Here is an 18,825-nt window from a genome sequence, read left to right as displayed (position 1 = left end):
GCCAGGAATGCGTGAAGTTCTCAGTACCCTCTTCACCGGTTGGCAGAACGGTGCCACCGCGGGCCTCGCGACGGTCGTGCGCACCTTCCAGTCCGCGCCGCGCCCGGCCGGCGCCTCAATGCTGGTCAGCGACGACGGCACCGTCGCCGGCTCGGTCTCTGGCGGCTGCGTCGAGGGCGCCGTCTACGAACTCGCTACTCAGGTCGCGCAGGACGGCGTGCCAGTACTCGTGCGCTACGGCATCAGCGACGACGACGCCTTTGCGGTTGGACTCACCTGCGGCGGCATCCTCGACGTCTTCATCGAGCCCGTCTCGCGCGAGACTTTCGCGCTGCTTGAGAGCGTGCACGACGACGTGGACGCCGGCCGACCGGTCGGCGTCGCGACGGTGATCGAGCATCCGGATGCCGCTTGGATCGGCCGACACCTGGTGGTGCGTCCGCACGGTTTCGAGGGCGACCTCGGATCCGACCGCGCCAATCACGCCGTCGGTGACGACACGCAGGGGCTGCTCGCGGCCGGTCGCAACACCACTCTCACCTACGGCCCCGACGGCGAGCGGCGCGGAGAGGGCATGCGGGTGTTCTTCGCGAGCTACGCGCCCAGGCCACGCCTGCTCGTCTTCGGCGCGATCGACTTCGCCACCGCCCTGGCCCGGCTCGGCACGTTCCTCGGCTACCGGGTCACGGTCTGCGATGCCCGCGGCGTGTTCGCCACCGCCGCCCGTTTTCCCGGCGTCGACGAGGTCGTGGTGAGCTGGCCCGACCGCTACCTGCGCGAACAGATCGCCGCCGACCTCATCGACCCGCGCACGGTCATCTGCGTCCTCACACACGACCCAAAGTTCGACGTGCCCCTGCTCGAGGCAGCCTTGCACGGCCCGCCGGTCGCGTATATCGGCGCGATGGGCTCCCGCCGCACCCACCTCGACCGACTGGAACGCCTGCGTGCGGTGGGGGTGACCGACGCCGAGCTGGCCCGCTTGCGCAGCCCGATCGGCCTCGACCTCGGATCGCGCACACCGGAGGAGACCGCGGTCTCGATCGCCGCCGAGATCATCTCGCTGCAGTGGGGCGGAAGCGGCGAGCCATTGCACACGCTCGTCGATGCCATCCACCACGACGACCTCGTCGACCCCAACCCGCCGCCGGCGTCCTCTGCGGCGCCCGACGGGCAGACCTTGGTTGAGGCATGAGCATTCTGGATTCCGTCACGTCGGTGCTGCTCGTGCACGCGCACCCCGACGACGAGACGATCAGCACGGGAGGCCTCATCTCGTATCTCGCGAACCGCGGCATCCGGGTCAACCTGGTCACCGCGACGCGCGGTGAGCGTGGAGAGGTCGTCGCCGGGCCGCTCTCGGCGCTCGCTGGTACCGCTGCCCTGGCCGAGGAACGCGAACACGAACTCGAGCGCGCCACCCGCACGCTCGGCGTCAACGCGGGATTCTGGCTCGGCGCGGCGCCGGCCCGAGCCTCCGGGCTGCCCGAACGACGCTACCGCGACTCGGGTATGGAGTGGATTCGCCCCGGTTTGGCCGGTCCGGCAACAGACTCCCAAGCGGATGCGTTCGCCCGCGCGTCGCTCGACGAGGTCACGGCCGACCTCGCCGCCGTTTTCCAGCACGTGCAACCGAGCCTCGTCATCAGCTACGACCGCACCGGCGGCTACGGGCATCCCGACCACGTGCGCGCGCACGACGCCGCCCTCGCCGCCAGCCGCAGCCTCGCCATCCGCTACGCCGAAATCATCCACAGCCCCGAAGCGGATGCGGAATGGTTCGATCTCGCCTCCCAGCTGGGCACCGTTGTGGCGGCCCTCCGCTGCCACGCGAGCCAGCTCACCATCGACGGCGACGACATTGTGCACTCCGGCGGCCAGCGCGACCCCATCCGCCCATCGATCGGACTGCGCCTCCGCTGAACCCCAGCACGATCAGTAGCCCCGGATTCATACACTTAAACGACTCAGGCCGCCCAATGGGCGGCCTGAGAGAAGCAACAAAACAGCGTGTGACAGCTCGACGGTGGAGATGCGGGGAATTGAACCCCGGTCCACTGCTGTGGTCATATGCCTTCTACGGGTGTATCCAGTGAAATCGCTTTCTCGGCCCCGGAATTTGCCACTGGCATCTACTCCGACAGGCCCAGCCTTCGTTTAAGTCCCTCTACACCCCGTGGCTCAATGTAGAAGCAATCTCTCTAAATGGCGTCAGGGTCCGGGTAGAGAGCATTCCCGGTCTGGCGGACTTCTTTAGTGCTTTCGCTTAGGCAGCGAGAGCGAAGTCAGTGCGCTTTGAATTGGCACTTATTGTTTTGCAGAGATCGTTAACGAGATAACCCTGCATCCTCGACCCGCTTCTCACAATTGCGCAAACAATGTCGAAACCGATCATCCCCATACACATCGCGCGCTTTCACAATCGAAAAACCCGGCGATGGAGTCGTCACACGCTGTTGAGTTACCAATCTGCACCAGTTTCGGTGCAGCCCTCCACTCTACACCAGAAGGCCGGAGGCTGCTAGTCACCGAGGTGGCGCTGCGCCGACATGGCGCGATCTGATTCGCGCTTGTCGGTGCGCTCTCGCAGCGTCTGGCGCTTGTCATATTCTTTCTTGCCCTTGGCCACGGCAATCTCTACCTTGGCCCGACCATCCGCGAAGTAAATCCGCAGCGGAATGAGCGTGTACCCGCCTTCCTTGGTCTTGTGGCTGATCTTCACGATCTCCTTCTTGTGCAGAAGGAGCTTGCGCTTGCGGCGCGGCGGGTGATTGGTCCACGATCCGCCGGAATATTCCGGAATGTGCACCGCATCCAGCCAGGCCTCGCCGCCCTCGATAAAGGCGTAGCCGTCGACCAGGGTTGCCCGGCCCGCGCGCAGAGACTTCACCTCGGTGCCGCTCAAGACCATCCCGGCCTCATAGGTGTCACTAATGAGGTAGTCATGTCTGGCCTTGCGGTTGGTCGCCACGACCTTTTCGCCACGTTCCCTGGGCATGTCTTCACCTCAATTCATATTCAGTGCAGATGAACTGCGAGCGGATGCCGCCGGCCGATCCGGCAGACAGCCCACCAGTCTAGCGGGTGGCGGCCGCCCTGCGGCATCCGCTTGTGGGTTAGACCTTGAGGTAGCGCGTGATCGCGAAGTTGGCCGAGAACGCGGCCAGCACCGCACCGACCACGAGCAGGATGGGCACGACGACGAGCGCATCGTCCATGCCGACCAGGGCGAAGCCGGTGAGTCTGGCGCCGAGATAGCCCTGCACAAAGAAGTACACGAGCGCCACGATCGCCCCTCCCGCAAGCAGCGAGCCGAGCAGGGCAGCGAACACGCCCTCCAGAATGAACGGCGTCTGGATGAACCGGTTGCTCGCACCCACCAGCCGCATGATTCCGAGTTCCCGGCGCCTCGAGAACGCCGACAAACGGATGGTCGTTGCAATCAGCAGCGCCGCCGCTATCAGCATCAACCCGGCGATACCGATGGCCGTATAGCTCGCCACGTTGAGCACCGAGAAAATCTGGTCGAGGTATTTACGCTGGTCAGCGACATTTTCAACGCCAGCGACTCCCGACAGGCTCTCCACCAGCACCGCGGACTGGGACGGATCCTTCAGGTTCACCCAAAAGGTCTGGTTGAGCTGGTCGGCCGTGACATAGTCCGCGACCGGGTTACCGGCGAACTGCTTCTTGAAGTTCTCGAACGCCTGTTCGTGCGTCTCGAAATAGTAGTTGTCGATGAACGACGCCAGGGTCGGCGACGTCAGCTGAGCCTCGACCGCGGCGATCTGCTCCGGTGAGGCGTCGCCGCCGGTGCAGGTTTCACCGGGCGAGATGTCGGAGCACATGTAGATGCCGACCTGGGCCTTGTCGTACCAGAAGTTCTTCATCTGGCCGATCTGCATCTGCATGAGAATGGCCGCACCCACGAAGGTGAGCGAAATAAAGGTGACGAGCACGACGGAGACGACCATCGAGGCGTTGCGTCGCAGTCCGTTTGCGGCCTCGGACAGCACCAGACCGACCCTCATCGGGTCGGCCCCACGTTCTGCTCGCCCGTTTGGTCGGGTTTCTCCCCCGGCGCCCGCAAACCGAGTTTCTCGGCGAGGGTGAGCTGCTCTGGGGCATCGTTCGGGGCGACCGGAAGCACCGGGCGGGTCATCGCCGGCACCTCGTCGTCGGCAACGGGCACCGGTGCAACGCGGGCCACGGCGACCGCCTCCGGCTCTACTGCCGACGCCGCAGCGACGGCGGCTGCCGCAGCCTGGTGCAACGACACGCTGGTCTCCGGGACCGGCGCAGACGGATGCGTCAACGCTGGTTCGGGTGCAGCGGCCGGCCGCGCATAGACCGGCAGGGCGGGCGCCGGGTCGCTGGCGGGGGCATCCGCTGTCGGGGTGGGAAGAACCACCGGAATGGAGGCGGTGGCGTAGCCGCCCTGGCGCTCGTCACGCACGATTTCACCGCCCACGAGTTCGATCACTCGGCGCTGCATCTTGTCGACGATGCCGGCCTCGTGGGTGGCCATGATCACGGTGGTGCCGCCCGCGTTGATGCTCGCGAGCAACGACATGATCTCGGCGCTCGTGGTGGGGTCGAGGTTTCCGGTGGGCTCATCGGCCAGCAGAATCTGCGGCTTGTTCACGATGGCGCGGGCGATGGCCACGCGCTGCTGCTCACCACCGGAGAGCTCGTGCGGCAGGCGCTGCGCCTTTTCGGCCAGCCCGACCATTTTCAGGGTGTCGGGCACGGCTTCCTGAATGAAGCCGCGGCTCTTGCCGATCACCTGCAGGCTGAACGCGACGTTGTCGAACACAGTCTTGTTCGGCAGCAAGCGAAAGTCCTGAAAGACCACGCCCATGTTGCGGCGAAAGTACGGCACCTTGCGATTCGAGATCGACCGCAGGTCCTGGCCGAGCACGTGGATGCTGCCGCTGGTCGGCTTTTCCTCCTTGAGCACGAGCCGCAGGCAGCTCGATTTGCCCGATCCGGAGGCGCCGACCAGAAAGACGAATTCGCCTCGCAAAATCTCGACGTCGATCGAGTTCAGTGCCGGCCGAGAGGTGCCGGGGTACTTCTTGGTTATGTGATCAAAACGGATCATAGCTCTTAGAGCCTAGGCATCCGCGGGCGTTTTCCCTACAGCGACATACCCGAGGCGCCGAAGCCTCAGCAACCTTTTAGTCTTCCGGGGCCTTTTTGCGCCAGCGGATGCCGGCCGAGATGAATCCGTCCAGGTCACCATCGAAGACGTTGCTGGGGTTGTTCACTTCGTACTCGGTGCGCAGGTCCTTGACCATTTGGTAGGGCGCGAGTACGTAGCTGCGCATCTGGTCACCCCAGCTCGCCGTGATGTTGCCGGCGAGTTCCTTCTTGGTCGCGGCCTCTTTCTCGCGTTCAAGCACCAGCAGGCGGGACTGAAGCACCCGCATGGCGGCGGCGCGATTCTGAATCTGGCTTTTCTCGTTCTGGCAGCTCACCACCGTGCCGGTCGGCAAGTGGGTGATGCGCACGGCGGAGTCGGTGGTGTTGACCGATTGGCCGCCGGGACCGCTCGAGCGGAACACGTCGACACGGATGTCGCCGTCGGGCACTTCGATGGATTCGGTCTGTTCGATCAGCGGCACGACCTCGACCGCGGCGAACGAGGTCTGGCGTTTGCCGGCCGAGTTGAACGGGCTCATCCGCACCAAGCGGTGGGTACCGGCCTCGACGCTGAGCGTGCCGAAGGCGTAGGCAGCGTCGACTTCGAAGGTCGCGCTCTTGATGCCGGCCTCTTCCGCGTAGCTTATGTCGAGCACGGTCGTGCGGTAATCGTGCTGTTCGGCGTAGCGCAGGTACATCCGCAGCAGCATCTCGGCGAAGTCGGCCGCGTCCACTCCCCCGGCGCCGGCACGAATGGTAATGACGGCGTTGCGTTCGTCGAACTCACCGTTCAGCAGGGTCTGTACCTCGAGCTCACCGAGCAGCTTCTGCAGGCTCGCGAGTTCCAGCGCTGCCTCATCGGCCAGCTCCTGGTCGCCCTGGCCATCGTTGGCCATCTCCACGAGCACCTCGAGGTCGTCGAGACGAGCCCCGATACTCTCGATGCGCGCGAGTTGCGACTGCCGGTGGCTGAGGTCGCTCGTCACCTTCTGGGCATGCTCGGTGTCGTCCCACAAGTCGGGCATGCCGGCCTCACCGCTGAGGTCGTCGATCTCCGCGCGCAGTCGATCAATGTCGATCACCGAGCGGATGTCGCCAAACGTGGTCCGCAGCGCGGCGATCTGTACTGAGAAATCCAAGTCAATCATGTTCCGTTCAGCCTACCGGGCGAAGTTGCGGTGGGGCCGGGCTCCCGGGGTAGCATCGAAACCGATGAGCAACGACGAGCGCCCCTTCAGCCTGCGCTCGGTCGCTCTGGTGGCGTTTCTGCCGACCCTGCTCTTCTCGATCGGTGAGGGCTCGATCATCCCCCTCATTCCGGTAGTCGCGAGCAATCTCGGAGCGTCGCTCGCCATCGCCGGCGTCATCGCCGCGATGGTCATGCTCGGCGAACTCGTCGGTGATATTCCCAGCGGATGGATCGTCTCGCGCATCGGGGAGCGCAACGCGATGATCTGGGCATCCGCTCTCACTATCGGTGCCGTGATCGTGTGCATTGTCGCTCCCAACCCGCTCGTACTCGGTCTCGGTATCTTTCTGGTGGGACTGGCCACGGCGATCTTCGCACTCGCCCGCCACGCCTTCATGACCAACTATGTGCCGCTGGTCTATCGGGCGCGGGCGCTTTCAACCCTCGGCGGCGTGTTTCGGGCCGGTTGGTTTGTGGGCCCCTTTCTCTCGGCCGGGCTGATCCACTTCACCGGTGGCACCCAGGCCGTGTTCTGGGTGTTCATCGTCTGCTGCGTCGGCGCGTCGGTGCTGCTGCTGCTGCTGCCGGATCCATCGAAAACATTTGCCATCCCCTCCGCTGATGAGACTAAATTCGACGCCACCGACACGAGCACGGGCGCAATCAGCAGCACCGGAACGGCGCGGCCGGCCGCGCCCGTGCAGGGACTGTTCCAGACCATTTGGAGTCACCGTGAAGTGCTCCTGCGGCTCGGCACCGGCGCCGGTCTGATCGGGGCGATGCGGGCCAGCCGCACGGTCATGCTTCCGCTCTGGGCGGTCAGCATCGGCATCAGCGCCCCGGATACCGCGCTCATCATCGGCATCGCCGGCGGCATCGACTTCGCACTGTTTTATGCCAGCGGTCAGATCATGGACCGGTTCGGCCGTATCTGGAGCGCCCTGCCCTCCATGATCGGCCTCGGTGCCGGCCATCTGGCGCTCGCGTTTACCCATGACCTGCCGAGCAACGTCGAGTGGTTCATCGGCGTGGCCATGTTCCTCTCGCTGGCCAACGGCATCGGCAGCGGCCTGCTCATGACGCTCGGCGCCGACCTCGCGCCGCGGCCGAATCCGGCACCGTTCCTGGGCGCCTGGCGGTTCACAGCCGATTTCGGCAGCGCCGCGGCACCGCTCGCGGTAGCGGGCATCACCGCCCTGGTTTCGCTCTCGGTCGCCAGTGGGGTGATGGGAGCCATCGGCCTCTGCGGCGCGGTTCTGCTCCGCCGCTACATTCCCCGGTACGCGCCACACCGGCCCCGCTGAATCACGGCGCACCCACCCCAAACCGCCATCCCCAGGGGCATAACTCCTGCAATTTGTGGGCCAGCCGGAATACTTGCGCGTGCGGTGCATCCGGCCATCCGCAGGCACGATTTGCAGGAGTTATGCGCCCGGCGCCGTCAAGCGCGACGCACCAGTGCCAACTGGGCGGAATGTTCCCGGCGACCTTTGCGTTAGGGGGGATATGCCCCTCATCGGAGAATACGAACCAAGCACCGCCCAATGGGTGCGCGACCAGGTCGACCAGATCGAGAAGTCCGGCGGCACGGAGGGCACGACCCTGCGCGGCATGCCCGTCATCGTGCTGACTACCGTTGGTGTGAAGAGCGGCAAGCTGCGCAAGGCGCCGCTCATGCGCGTTGAGCACGACGGCCAGTATGCCGCCGTCGCCTCGCTCGGCGGCAGCCCCAAGAACCCGGTCTGGTACGCGAACGTTGTGGCGCACCCGGAGGTCGAGCTGCAGGACGGCGCCCAGAAGTGGGACATGCGCGCCCGCGAGGTCACCGGCGACGAGAAGGCCGCCTGGTGGGAGCGGGCCGTTGCCGCGTTCCCCGACTATGCCGGCTACCAGGTCAAAACCGACCGCGAAATTCCGGTCTTCGTGCTCGAACCCATCGCCTGAGGGTGGCGAAGGCCAGCACCCGCAAAGGGCCCAGCACCCGCAAAGCGTCCATCGACCGCATAACTCTGCCCGACCTGACCGACGATGACGGCGCGCTGCTGCGCTCCGGCGACGGCCGGGAAGCCGAGCGCTACATGGACGTCAACCTTGACGGTCGGGACCTGACCGGCATTTCGTTCGGGGAGTGCGACTTCACTAAGGTGTCGCTGCACGAGGCCAAGCTGCGCGGGGCATCCTTTGCGGAATGTCTCATGACCGACCTGCACGCACCGGTATTCAGCGCGCCGCGCTCCAGCTGGCGGGACGTGCGCATCGAGCACGCCAGGCTCGGCTCGGTCGAGGCCTATGAGGCGATACTACGTTCAGTGCACATCGACGGGTCCAAACTCGACTTTGTGAACCTGCGCAACGCGACGCTGACCGATGTGCTCATCAGCAACTGCATCATCGAGGAACTCGACCTCGGCAGCGCCACCGTGCAGCGCCTCGAACTGCAGAACTGCCGCATTGGCACGCTCGATGTTGGCGGTGCCAAGCTCACAGACGTGGACCTGCGCTCCAGTGACTTCTCGTCCGTGCACGGCCTCGAAGGACTGCGCGGCGCCACGATCGACGACGCCCAGCTCAGCCTGCTGGCTCCGTTACTCGCCGCCCACCTCGGCCTGCGCGTCGAATAGTCGCGTCGGAAGCACGCGTCGGCGAGCGGATGCCCAGGCTCAGGGAATGGCGGTCGCGGTCAGCTCGAGGTCGGACGTCGGTCGATCTCGCTGGGTCGCGATCGCCGCACCGGCCGACACGCACACGACGACGATGGCAATTTGCTGCAGCAGGGTGAAGGTCTCACCGAGCACGAGCGCGCCGAAACCGGCCGCGATAACCGGGCCGAAGCTCGTGATGATCGCGTAGAGGCGGGGGCTGATCCGACGCAGAATATACGTGTCGAGGGTGTACGGAAAGGCCGAAGAAACCACGCCAACGAGCAGGAGCAGCCCGACAACGCCCCAGGTGAAGGCCGACAGGTCGAGGGTGAACAGCGCAATCGGAACCACGATCACGAGGCTGACCAGGCTCGCGATCGAAATGCCTTCGAGGCCGGCGAATTCGCTAGCCACGCGGCGGGTCAACAGAATGTAGCAGAACCACGAGGCCGCGGCGGTCAGGGCTAGCGCAATGCCGAGCACATTCAACGTGCCGTCCGACCAGGTCAACAGGAACACTCCCCCGGCGGCGGCGGCCGCGCAGACGAAGTCCAGGATGCGTCGGCTGGTGACGAGGGCGAGTGCAAACGGACCGAGAAATTCAATCGTCGCCGCGACGCCGAGTCCGAGCATGTCGACGGCCTGGTAGAAGCTGAGGTTCATGACGGCGAGCACGACGCCGAGGGCCAGTGCCGGCCAGATTCGGGCCCAGGTCAGGTTTTTCAACCGGGGCCGGGCGAGCGGCAGCACAACGATGACCATGACGATCTGTCGGGCCGCGACCACGATCGGCGAACCGACGACCGGAATGAGCAGTCCGGCCAGTGACGAGCCAAAGTTGATGCTGACCTCGGTGGCGAGCTGAGCTCCCGCACCGCTCAGTTTGTCCCGCCTGGTACGCACACTGCTCCTGCCGGCGCCGTCAGGGCACCTACCGACAGTACCGCTCGCGGCATCCGCTTTCGAAATGCGGGCGCCGGCGCCGTCTAGAGCTGCAGCGGAATGAACTGGTATTCGCTGGTCAGATGCTCGTGCCGGCAGACGCCGCAGTACAGCACGCCCGACACCCGCATGGCGTCGACCCGCGAGGAACACTGGATCACCTTGGGGCCACAGCACGGTGAAATCACCATGAAGCCCCCGGATTCGGCCGGGTCATGACCGCTCAATCCACGATCGTGATGCACGCCCTCGCACGGGAGAAGGGACTCGAAGTCGAGCTGCGCCACAATATCGCGGTCCAGTAATGCATCCATGATTTCACAGCCGATCTCTGGATCTCAGCCGCCATTCTGGGCCACGTCACCCAGTGGCGACCAGCCCGGATGAACGACGACCCGAAGTCGCCAGCATTCCCAACCGGGACCGGGGCTGGCACGAGTGGCGACTGCGGTTCACAGCGTGAAGCCCCCTACGGGGTACGAGGCTTCCATCGTCGGCTACGTGCCTGTGCATCGTACGCTTCAATTCTGAAAGTACCAGTGCGACTTTCTCCACCTCACGCGAGAGCGGAAAAAATGCTGCTTCACGGATGCTGAAGCAACACTTTTCCCGCTCTCGCGACCCTGGCACGGTACTAGTGGAAGACCGCGCGGGAGACCACCGTCACCTCTAGCGGTACCCCGTCGGGAACGACGATGGTGAGCACCGGCGGGCGCCACCACGATCGCAGCGTCACCGACGCGCTCTGCCCGTCAGCGGATGCCGCGCTCGTCACGGTCAGCACCTCGAACGAGTCGTGCGGAACGAGCCGCAGGTACTCATCGACCGCCGCGGACACGTCGTCCGAGCGCAGCGACGGCCGCGGCCCCACCACGCCGACCTGAACCGCATCGAGCGTGAACGCCTCGGACCCGGCGAGTGCTGCACCGTCGGCGAGACCGAGCAGCCGTTTGTGTTCGAGATAGAGCGACGTCGCTGACAGGGCCACGAGAACGAGGCTCAGCGCCAGAAAGCCGTAGAAAATAATGAGCAGGAGTGTGGATCCGTCCTCGTTCGAGGCGGGCGAAAGGCGTCTGGTCATCCGAGGCCGGCAAACCGAGACACGAGTTGCGTCGACGCCGCTGTCATGGGCACGGTCGCGCTCTGGTTTAAGGCAAGCAGGTCGGGCACCAGCGGAAGCTTTATGCCGATGCGCACGGTGACCGTCACGAGCCCCTGGCGGGTCAGACAGCGGCTCGTTCCACCGGAACAGTCGATCTTCACGTCGGCATCCCCAGCCGAGAGGCCATAGTCCTCGAGCGCGAACGCGACGGCTCGGCGCGCTCGCACCGCGGCTGTGGCTTCGTCCGGGGACTGCACGTAGACCCTGGCCGCCTGCCGGGCGGCGCCCTCCACGGCGAGAGCACCACCCTGCAGGGCTGACAGTGCAAGCACCAGATAAACGAGCGGGACCAGCAGAATCATACCGGCCGTGATGAACTCCAGCGAGGCAGAGCCAGCCTCAGAGCGGCTACTCCAACGATTCGACCGCAGCATGAGCGACCACCTCCAATCCGCGCGGAGCACCGAGCAGCCCCATGAGCGGCAGCGGTGCGATCACCCGCACTTCGACACTGGGAAACCCGGCACTCGCTCCGTACTGGGCCACGACATCAGTGGCATAGGTCGCGCCAATGGCCGTCGTGATCAGATCGCGCGTGCGCTCTGCCCCCGCGGACAGGCTGCTGTCGGCGAGCGTCGCGTAGCGGGCACCCTCGGCTGCAGCGTCGAGCACGGTGTTGCGAATGTGCAGCGCGAGGGCCAGCTGCATGACCATGAGCGTCAGAAAGGTCAGCAGCGACACCACCATGACAAATTCGGCCACGGCGGAGCCCGCCTCGTCCCGCAGCCGCTGAGGGCAGGGCCAGGCGAGGCGTCGCATCCGCTTACCCAACTGGTACACGCCGACCGGTCAGAAACTGCTGACGCGATCCATGGCCTGCTGGAACACGCCGCTGAGGGCGGGGCCGGCGAGTCCCCAGATTATGAGAACCAAACCGGCCGTCATGAGGGTGATCAGCACCCAGCCGGGCACGTCACCCGTTTCATCACGGAGCAGACCCTGGAGGCGAAGCATGATTCGGTTCATGGCATTCTCTTTTCTGGTGGGAGGGAGGTACGGGCGGTGCGCTTAGAAACCGGCCTGCAGAACTACCAGCCCGGGAAAGACTGCGAACAGTACGGTCATCGGCAGAATCAGAAAGACCAGCGGCACGAGCATGGCGACTTCCTTCTTGCCGGCCAGCTCGAGCAGTGTGCGCTTGGTTTGGTCGCGGGAATCCTGCGCCTGCGCCCGCAACACCTCAGCCAGCGGCGACCCGCGGTCCAGCGCACCGGTGACCTGGTCGACAAACCGGGTCACCTCCGGCAACTGGATGCTTTGCGACAGTGACTGCAACGCCGCCCCGATCGGCACCCCGGTATGCACGTCGGCTACGACCCCGGCGAATTCTCGCGACAACTCCCCCGAGCTGGTGCGCGATACCCGAAGGATCGAATCCAGGATGCCTTCCCCGGCCGACAGGGCCAGGGTGAGGAATTCCAGAATGGTCGGCAGCTCGCTGCGCATGCGCGCCAGGCGCGCGGTCGCTGCGCGCTGGAGCAGCCAGTCCCGCAGCATCGCTCCGCCGATCGCTGCGACAAACGGAACGACCAGACGGGCAGGCAGCAGAAGCTCTGGCAGGGCAACGATGGTGATTACCGTTCCGATGGCGAACGCCAGCAACGCCCAGACCAGTTGCACGGAGCGAAACTCCAGCACCGTTTTCACCGACCCGGACTGGTGCAGGCGCCGGGCAACGGTGTCGCTGCCGCCGAGAAGGCTCGACAAGCCCCGAGTGAGGGCGCCGAACAGCGGGGCGAACAGGCTGCCGAGCACGGGAATCGGGTTCACCGTTCGCCGGGCCACAATGCGGCGCGCTTCCGGGGAAATATCGAGGATGTAGGGCACTACGCGGTCAATCAGTCGGGGCCGAGTCAGCCGCGGCGTCAAGCTCACGAGCGACCACAACCCGACCCCAAGGCCGGTTCCGCACAGTACGGCCCAGCCCAGGGCAGACGAACTCAGAACGGCGCTCATCGGCGGTACCCGCTGACTACGAGAACCATCGACGTTCCTCCGGCAGGCGGCCGAGGGCGATCATCACCCGATAGGCGATGACCGACAGTGCCAGGCCGCTCGCGATCACCACAATGCCAGCGGGCGAGTTGTAGGCGATGGCGGCTTCGGGGCGGGAGGCGAGCAGAACCAGAATTATCCACGGCGCTGCAACGCCGAGGCGGGCCGCATTCACCACCCAGGACTGGCGGGCTTCCACCTCGAGCCGCACTGCGGCATCTTGGCGCAGCCAGGCGGCGAGACTGCGCAGCACGAGGGTGAGGTCGCTTCCACCGACTTCCCGCGCCATCCGCAGGGTTTCCAGGATGCGATCGGCGACCGGGTCGGCGAGGGAACGTTTGAGTTCGTCAACGCAGTACGTGAAATTGCCGGTGGCGCGGTATTCGCGCTCGAACTGTGTGAACGCCGTGCGCGTCGCTAGCGGCCCGGCCTGGGCGAGACTACTCACGCTGTCGGGCAATGCCAGCCCGGAACGCAGCGCCGACACCAGATGGTCGACGACGTCGGGCCAGACCGTGCGGTTGGCTCGGCGTCTGGCCGCCGCCCGCCACGACACGATCAGCCACGGCATCAGCAGCCCGGCCAGCCCGGCGACCGCGCTGAGCGCGAGAACCGCGAAGATTCCGTGCACCAGGGCAGCGGATGCCACCCCCACGATCACCGACAGCGATAGGAACGCCGGCACCGGCACCGACCGCATGCCGCCCTGAACCAGGCGCACCCGCATACGTTCCCCCACTCCCGCACGTTTGGGCGTGGCACCGGCCGGCCAGAGGAACGGGGCGAGCACCAGCACCAGGCCGCTTCCGAGCAGGCACCCCAGCACGAGAGTCATGCGGCCCCCTGCCGCAACACCGACGCCGGGTCGACGCCGGCCGCACGAAACTTGGCGAGCTTGGTGGGGTGCGAACCGGTCGGCTCGAGGTGCCCGTGCGGGGAAAGAAACAGCGGGCTCGCCTCAATGGTCGACCCCGCCAGCTGGCCACTCGGGGCGATGATCTCGGTGACGCGCCTGCGGCCGTGCCGATCGATTTCGCAGTGCACGACGATGTCGATGCAGCCCGCCACTGTCGGCAGCACGAAGGAGGAGTCAATGTTGCGGCCGGCCAGCAGCGGCAGGGTCGAGAGTTTTGCGAGCGCGTCCCTGGCACTGTTGGCGTGGATGGAGCACATGCCGGGCAACCCGCTGTTCAGGGCGATCAGCAGGTCGAGGCTCTCCGCCTCGCGCACCTCGCCGACGACGAGCCGGTCGGGCCGCATACGCAGCGACTCCTTGATCAGTCGGCGCAGGGTGATCTCTCCGGTGCCTTCCAGGCTCGGCTGACGGCACTGCATGGCGACGACATCGCGGGCGGACAGATCGAGTTCGAAGGTCTCTTCCACCGTCACGATGCGTTCGCCCGGCCGGGTCGACGAGAGCAGGGCGTTCAGCATCGTGGTTTTGCCGGTCTGGGTGGCACCGGAGACCAGAATGTTCTGCCCGCCCAGCACGCAGATGCGCAGAAAATCGGCGGCCTGCTGGGTGAGCGCGCCGAGGCCGACGAGTTGGTTGAGATCCCTAATGCGGCGGGTGAACTTGCGAATATTCACCGCCCAGTATTTGCGCGTTATGTCCGGGATCACCACGTGAAGACGGGAACCGTCGGGCAGGGAGGCGTCGACGAAGGGCGACGACAGGTCCACGCGGCGACCTGAGGCTTGCAGCATCCGCTCGACCAGGTCGCGCACGTTCTGCTCTGTGAGTAACAAAGTGGTGAGCTCTGGCACCCCGTCCCGCGCCACGAACACCCGGGCCGGACCGTTGATCCAAATTTCCTCGATCTCCGGATCATCGAGAAACGGCTGCAAGACTCCGAACCCGGTGAGCGCGGCCACGACCTCGCGGGTGGCCTGATGCTCGTCGGCGATCATCGGGGCGCTACCGCCGAGCGCCCGCTCACTGTAGCGGCGCAGTTCATCGCGCACATACTGCTCGACGAGCGCGTTGTTCGCTGCCAGGTCGACTCCCTCGCGGCGCACGCGCAGTCGCACTTGCTCTGTGATGATACGAACGGCTTCGGTCATCCCCGAATGATGGCCTGTTTTGAGAAATCTCGGGCAAGTTGTGCACAGGGCTTGTTTTTCTGCTCTCTGAACAGCAAAAATGATCGCAACGGATGCTGGGCATCCGTTGCGATCATCCGTCGGGGCGCGGCCAGCCCAAAGTTCCGGCTCCGCGCTAGCGCGCCGACCAGCCGCCGTCCATCGTGTAGCTGGATCCGGTGACCATTGCGGCGTCGTCGGAGGCGAGCCAGGCGACGAGTGAGCCGACCTCTTCCGGTTCGACCAGCCGCTTGATCGCGCTCTCGGTGAGCATGATCTTGCTGAGCACCTCGGCCTCCGGAATACCGTGCACGAGTGCCTGGTCGGTGATCTGCTTTTCGACCAGGGGCGTGCGCACGTAGCCGGGAGCCACACAGTTGCTGGTGACCCCGTGGGCGCCGCCCTCGAGCGCGGTCACCTTGGACAGCCCTTCAAGTCCGTGCTTGGCCGCCACGTAGGCGCTCTTGAACGGCGAGGCCCGAATACCGTGCACCGACGACACGTTGATGATGCGTCCAAAATTCGCCGCGTACATCTGCGGCAACACGGCCCGAATCAGCAGGAACGGCGCCTCCAGCATGAGCGTCAGGATGTTGTGAAAATCGGCCGGCTTGAAGTTCTGGATCGGATTGATCCGTTGAATGCCCGCATTGTTGACCAGAATATCGACGCCGCTCATCGCGGTGGCGAGCGTGTCGTCGGTCAAGGCGTCGGTATCCATCAGGTTGACGGTCCAAATGGACCCGCCGACCTCCTCGGCCAGGGCGGTAGCACCCGCCGTGTCGATATCGGCGACGACGACGTGCGCGCCGCGGGCGGCGAGCGCCCGAACGACAGCGGCACCGATGCCGCTCGCACCGCCGGTGACGAGGGCGCGACGCCCGGCCAGGGGTTGTCCTTCGGTTCGGCTGTTCGAGCCGGCGTTGGTGAGATCAGTCATGGTGTTCCTTCGGTTGCGCGATCACTGCGGGGGCAGGTCGGCGAGAGGCGGGGTGCCATCGGCACCCCGCCTCGCGACCCGCGTTACTGAAGCCGGGTTATTGAAGCCGGGTCAGTTGTCGGTGCTCACGGGCTCGAGCCCGTGCTTGCGGGCATCCACGGCGTCGACCTCGCGCAGCGACACTCCCTTGGTCTCCTTAAGAGTGACTACGGCGACTACCGTGATCGCGCAGGCGACCATGATGTAGATCGCGACCGGAACCCAGGTATTGTACTGCTGCAGCAGTGCGGCGGCAATGATCGGGGCCATCGAGCCGGCCAGAATCGACGTGACCTGGTAGCCGAGCGACACCCCCGAGTAACGCATGCGGGTCGGGAACATCTCGGCCATGATGGCGGGCTGGCCCGCGTACATCAGGGCGTGGAAGCACAGTCCCACGGTGACGGCGAGAATGATGAGCACGGGGTTCAGCGTGTCAAACATCGGGAAGGCGAAGAACGCCCAGCTGGCACCGAGCACAGCACCGGCCAGGTAGACGGGCTTGCGGCCGATGCGGTCGGAGAGCCGGCCGACCTGAGGAATCACGATGAAGTGCACGAGGTGAGCGATGAGCAGGGCGATCAGCAGCTGCCCAGTGTCGTATTCGTGCACGGTCTTCAGGTAGACGATCGTGAAACTCACGATGATGTAATACAAGATGTTTTCGGCGAACCGCAGCCCCATGGCTCCGAGGATGCCCTTCGGGTACTTGCGCACTACCTCGAGCACGCCGTAGTTGACGGCCTTCTCGGCCTCAACCTGCGCGCGGGCCTCGAGAAAGATCGGGGCCTCGCTGACGTGGGTGCGAATGTAGTAGCCGATCACGACGATGATCGCGGAGAGCCAGAAGGCCACACGCCAACCCCAGCTGAGGAACTGCTCGGGCGGAAGGATCCAGGTCATGGTGAGCAGCACGAGCGTAGCGAGCAGGTTACCCACCGGCACGGCGGCCTGCGGCCAGCTCGACCAGAAACCGCGGGACTGGTTCGGGCTGTGCTCGGCGACCAGGAGTACGGCGCCGCCCCACTCACCACCGACGGCGAAGCCCTGGATGAAGCGCAGGGCCACGAGCAGGGCCGGAGCCCAGTAGCCGATCGTGTCGAAGCCCGGCAGGCAGCCCATCAAGAAGGTGGCCGCACCGACCATGATGATCGTCACCTGCAGGGTGTGTTTGCGGCCGAGTTTGTCCCCGATCTGACCGAAGACGATGCCGCCGAGCGGGCGGGCGATAAATCCGACGGCATAGGTGAGGAACGCGGCGATGATGCCGTCGAGCTCACTGCCGGCGTTGGGGAAGAAGACCGTGCCGAAAACCAGGCTGGCGGCGGTCGCGTAGAGGAAGAACTCGTACCACTCCACCACCGTGCCGACCATGGAGGCGGCGACGATCTTTTTGAGGCCGGATTTCTCGGTTTCGCTGCCGGCGGTGCGCGTAGCCTTGCCGGAACCGGCAGCCCCAACGCGTTGATTGACACTCATTGTCTATCTCCTTTGTGTCCTCAATGACACGTGCTTGGCGTGAGAGTTGCGCGGAAAGATTTTCGGCCGTCTTAACAAAAGCACGACCTGACTGAGTATTCACGCACAACGGGCGGGCAACAAGAGCCAAAACGACAGAGCGGGTGTGCATAATTGCAGATATGACCTTTCCAGCGATCGGTACCGCTCCCAATCCCGACGATCTGCTCATCTTTCTGGCCGTCGCCCGCACCGGCCGGTTCACGACCGCGGCAGAGAGCCTCGGCCTGAACCACACCACAGTGTCGCGGCGGATTGCCGCCCTCGAAAAGGCCCTCGACGGTCGCCTGCTGGCGCGCGCCGTTGGCGGCTGGGAGCTGACCGAGCTCGGAGAACGCGCCCGCACCGCAGCCGAGGGGGTGGAATCCGCGGTCACCTTGCTGCGTGGTTCCGACGCCGAAGCCCAACAGATCTCGGGGGTGGTGCGCATGTCGGCGACGGACGGCTTCAGCGCCTACATCGCGGCTCCGGCCGTGGCCATCCTGCAGCGACGGCATCCACTCTTGCGGGTGGAGATCGTCACGGTCACCCGCCGTGCCCTACAGCACCGTTCCGGGCTGGACATTGAAATCGTCGTCGGTGAGCCCCAGGTGCACCGGGCGGAGTCGATTCTGCTCGGCTACTACAACCTGGGCATGTACGCCTCGCGTCAGTACTTGAAGACCCACGGCACACCGACCACCATTGCCGAGCTGACCGAGCATCCGCTGGTCTATTTCGTGGATTCCATGCTGCAGGTCGACGACCTCGACGCGCCGAGGCGGCTCGTACCGCAGATGCGGGAGTCGCTCAGCTCTACCAACGTCTTCGTGCACGTCGAGGGAACCAGAGCCGGCGCCGGAATCGGATTTTTGCCCTGCTTCATGGCCGATCAGCACAATGATCTGGTGCGTCTGCTGCCGGAAGATTTTCAGGAACGGTTGCCGTACTGGATGGTTCTGCGCACCGAGTCGCTACGGCTGCCGGCAGTGGCGGCGCTCGTCGCTGCGCTCCGCGCCCAGATGAAGTTCTATGCGGCGGCGCTGCTCGGCAACGCCTCCGCCATCTAGATGAGTGAGTCCTAATGGTCGTAGGCGATGAGGGATCGTTTGTTGGGAGTTCCGAGGAGCCAGTTGTGCCAGATTCCGGCGGCGAGGGCGAGTAGGCGGCCGGCGACGCGGGAGTAGACGCC

General features: G+C 65.3%; 21 protein-coding genes, 1 other RNA gene and 1 pseudogene. 6 read left to right on the top strand and 17 right to left on the bottom strand.

Annotated features, from left to right (window positions below; genetic code table 11):
- Positions 1 to 7: 7 nt before the first annotated feature.
- A complete protein-coding gene (locus CJ028_RS07580) occupies positions 8 to 1,195 on the top strand; it encodes an XdhC family protein (RefSeq protein WP_105034663.1) in 1,188 nt (395 codons plus the stop codon).
- Entirely contained in the window at positions 1,192 to 1,923 is a 732-nt protein-coding gene (locus CJ028_RS07575; protein ID WP_105034662.1) for a PIG-L family deacetylase, read from the top strand. The genes CJ028_RS07580 and CJ028_RS07575 overlap by 4 nt, the downstream gene beginning before the upstream one ends.
- A gap of 101 nt (positions 1,924 to 2,024) precedes the next feature.
- Here CJ028_RS07575 and ssrA read toward each other — a convergent pair.
- The 5 genes from ssrA to prfB all read right to left on the bottom strand — a co-directional run bounded on the left by ssrA (position 2,025) and on the right by prfB (position 6,293).
- Positions 2,025 to 2,399, bottom strand: a transfer-messenger RNA (tmRNA) gene (gene ssrA / locus CJ028_RS07570).
- Positions 2,400 to 2,521: 122 nt separating this feature from the next.
- Positions 2,522 to 2,998 (bottom strand): SsrA-binding protein SmpB, encoded by a 477-nt coding sequence (gene smpB / locus CJ028_RS07565; RefSeq protein WP_092108491.1) that lies wholly within the window; start codon positions 2,996 to 2,998, stop codon positions 2,522 to 2,524.
- 118 nt (positions 2,999 to 3,116) lie between these two features.
- A complete protein-coding gene (gene ftsX / locus CJ028_RS07560; RefSeq protein ID WP_105034661.1) occupies positions 3,117 to 4,031 on the bottom strand; it encodes a permease-like cell division protein FtsX in 915 nt (304 codons plus the stop codon).
- The gene (ftsE, locus tag CJ028_RS07555) at positions 4,028 to 5,104 is read right to left on the bottom strand and encodes a cell division ATP-binding protein FtsE (protein ID WP_105034660.1); all 1,077 of its coding nucleotides are present in this window, start codon (positions 5,102 to 5,104) and stop codon (positions 4,028 to 4,030) included. Before ftsE ends, ftsX begins: the two co-directional genes overlap by 4 nt.
- A gap of 76 nt (positions 5,105 to 5,180) precedes the next feature.
- Positions 5,181 to 6,293 (bottom strand): peptide chain release factor 2, encoded by a 1,113-nt coding sequence (prfB, locus tag CJ028_RS07550; RefSeq protein ID WP_105034659.1) that lies wholly within the window; start codon positions 6,291 to 6,293, stop codon positions 5,181 to 5,183.
- A gap of 64 nt (positions 6,294 to 6,357) precedes the next feature.
- Between prfB and CJ028_RS07545 the strand changes: the two genes are divergently transcribed.
- From CJ028_RS07545 to CJ028_RS07535, 3 genes are all read left to right on the top strand, one after another.
- Positions 6,358 to 7,638, top strand: coding sequence for an MFS transporter (locus CJ028_RS07545; RefSeq protein ID WP_105034658.1), 1,281 nt, complete (start codon positions 6,358 to 6,360; stop codon positions 7,636 to 7,638).
- A gap of 202 nt (positions 7,639 to 7,840) precedes the next feature.
- Complete coding sequence (locus CJ028_RS07540) at positions 7,841 to 8,278, top strand: nitroreductase family deazaflavin-dependent oxidoreductase (protein ID WP_105034657.1); 438 nt, start codon at positions 7,841 to 7,843, stop codon at positions 8,276 to 8,278.
- A 2-nt stretch (positions 8,279 to 8,280) separates the two neighbouring features.
- Positions 8,281 to 8,955, top strand: a complete 675-nt coding sequence (locus tag CJ028_RS07535; RefSeq protein ID WP_240607141.1) for a pentapeptide repeat-containing protein — start codon at positions 8,281 to 8,283, stop codon at positions 8,953 to 8,955.
- A gap of 39 nt (positions 8,956 to 8,994) precedes the next feature.
- On the opposite strand, the gene CJ028_RS07530 is transcribed toward CJ028_RS07535, so the two are convergent.
- The 11 genes from CJ028_RS07530 to CJ028_RS07485 form a co-directional block, all read right to left on the bottom strand.
- Complete coding sequence (locus CJ028_RS07530) at positions 8,995 to 9,879, bottom strand: EamA family transporter (protein WP_105034656.1); 885 nt, start codon at positions 9,877 to 9,879, stop codon at positions 8,995 to 8,997.
- Positions 9,880 to 9,962: 83 nt separating this feature from the next.
- Positions 9,963 to 10,232: a hypothetical protein gene (locus tag CJ028_RS07525; protein WP_105034655.1), complete on the bottom strand. Its 270-nt coding sequence runs from the start codon at positions 10,230 to 10,232 to the stop codon at positions 9,963 to 9,965.
- Positions 10,233 to 10,552: 320 nt separating this feature from the next.
- On the bottom strand, positions 10,553 to 10,999 hold the full coding sequence (locus CJ028_RS07520; protein WP_105034654.1) for a pilus assembly protein TadG-related protein: 447 nt from the start codon (positions 10,997 to 10,999) through the stop codon (positions 10,553 to 10,555).
- Complete coding sequence (locus CJ028_RS07515) at positions 10,996 to 11,454, bottom strand: hypothetical protein (protein ID WP_105034653.1); 459 nt, start codon at positions 11,452 to 11,454, stop codon at positions 10,996 to 10,998. Before CJ028_RS07515 ends, CJ028_RS07520 begins: the two co-directional genes overlap by 4 nt.
- Positions 11,429 to 11,782: a TadE family protein gene (locus tag CJ028_RS07510; protein ID WP_338064131.1), complete on the bottom strand. Its 354-nt coding sequence runs from the start codon at positions 11,780 to 11,782 to the stop codon at positions 11,429 to 11,431. The genes CJ028_RS07515 and CJ028_RS07510 overlap by 26 nt, the downstream gene beginning before the upstream one ends.
- Before the next feature lie 87 nt (positions 11,783 to 11,869).
- The gene (locus tag CJ028_RS21075) at positions 11,870 to 12,046 is read right to left on the bottom strand and encodes a hypothetical protein (RefSeq protein ID WP_166789937.1); all 177 of its coding nucleotides are present in this window, start codon (positions 12,044 to 12,046) and stop codon (positions 11,870 to 11,872) included.
- A gap of 42 nt (positions 12,047 to 12,088) precedes the next feature.
- Complete coding sequence (locus CJ028_RS07505) at positions 12,089 to 13,036, bottom strand: type II secretion system F family protein (RefSeq protein WP_105034652.1); 948 nt, start codon at positions 13,034 to 13,036, stop codon at positions 12,089 to 12,091.
- A gap of 16 nt (positions 13,037 to 13,052) precedes the next feature.
- Entirely contained in the window at positions 13,053 to 13,910 is an 858-nt protein-coding gene (locus CJ028_RS07500) for a type II secretion system F family protein (protein WP_105034651.1), read from the bottom strand.
- Entirely contained in the window at positions 13,907 to 15,139 is a 1,233-nt protein-coding gene (locus CJ028_RS07495; protein WP_105034650.1) for a TadA family conjugal transfer-associated ATPase, read from the bottom strand. Before CJ028_RS07495 ends, CJ028_RS07500 begins: the two co-directional genes overlap by 4 nt.
- A 154-nt stretch (positions 15,140 to 15,293) precedes the next feature.
- The gene (locus CJ028_RS07490; protein WP_105034649.1) at positions 15,294 to 16,097 is read right to left on the bottom strand and encodes a 3-hydroxybutyrate dehydrogenase; all 804 of its coding nucleotides are present in this window, start codon (positions 16,095 to 16,097) and stop codon (positions 15,294 to 15,296) included.
- A 111-nt stretch (positions 16,098 to 16,208) separates the two neighbouring features.
- A complete protein-coding gene (locus tag CJ028_RS07485; protein WP_105034648.1) occupies positions 16,209 to 17,615 on the bottom strand; it encodes an MFS transporter in 1,407 nt (468 codons plus the stop codon).
- A 161-nt stretch (positions 17,616 to 17,776) separates the two neighbouring features.
- Here CJ028_RS07485 and CJ028_RS07480 point away from each other — a divergent pair, with 161 nt between their 5' ends.
- Positions 17,777 to 18,703 carry a LysR family transcriptional regulator gene (locus CJ028_RS07480; RefSeq protein WP_105034647.1) on the top strand — a complete coding sequence of 309 codons (927 nt, stop codon included), beginning with the start codon at positions 17,777 to 17,779 and terminating at the stop codon, positions 18,701 to 18,703.
- Positions 18,704 to 18,714: 11 nt separating this feature from the next.
- Here CJ028_RS07480 and CJ028_RS07475 read toward each other — a convergent pair.
- A pseudogene (locus CJ028_RS07475) lies at positions 18,715 to 18,825 on the bottom strand (IS982 family transposase); the annotation flags it as partial.

The organism is Cryobacterium aureum, from assembly GCF_002954245.1.
GTDB lineage: Bacteria > Actinomycetota > Actinomycetes > Actinomycetales > Microbacteriaceae > Cryobacterium > Cryobacterium aureum.
Note: the sequence above shows the minus strand (reverse complement) of the source record. Positions and strands in the feature narration are given on the sequence as shown.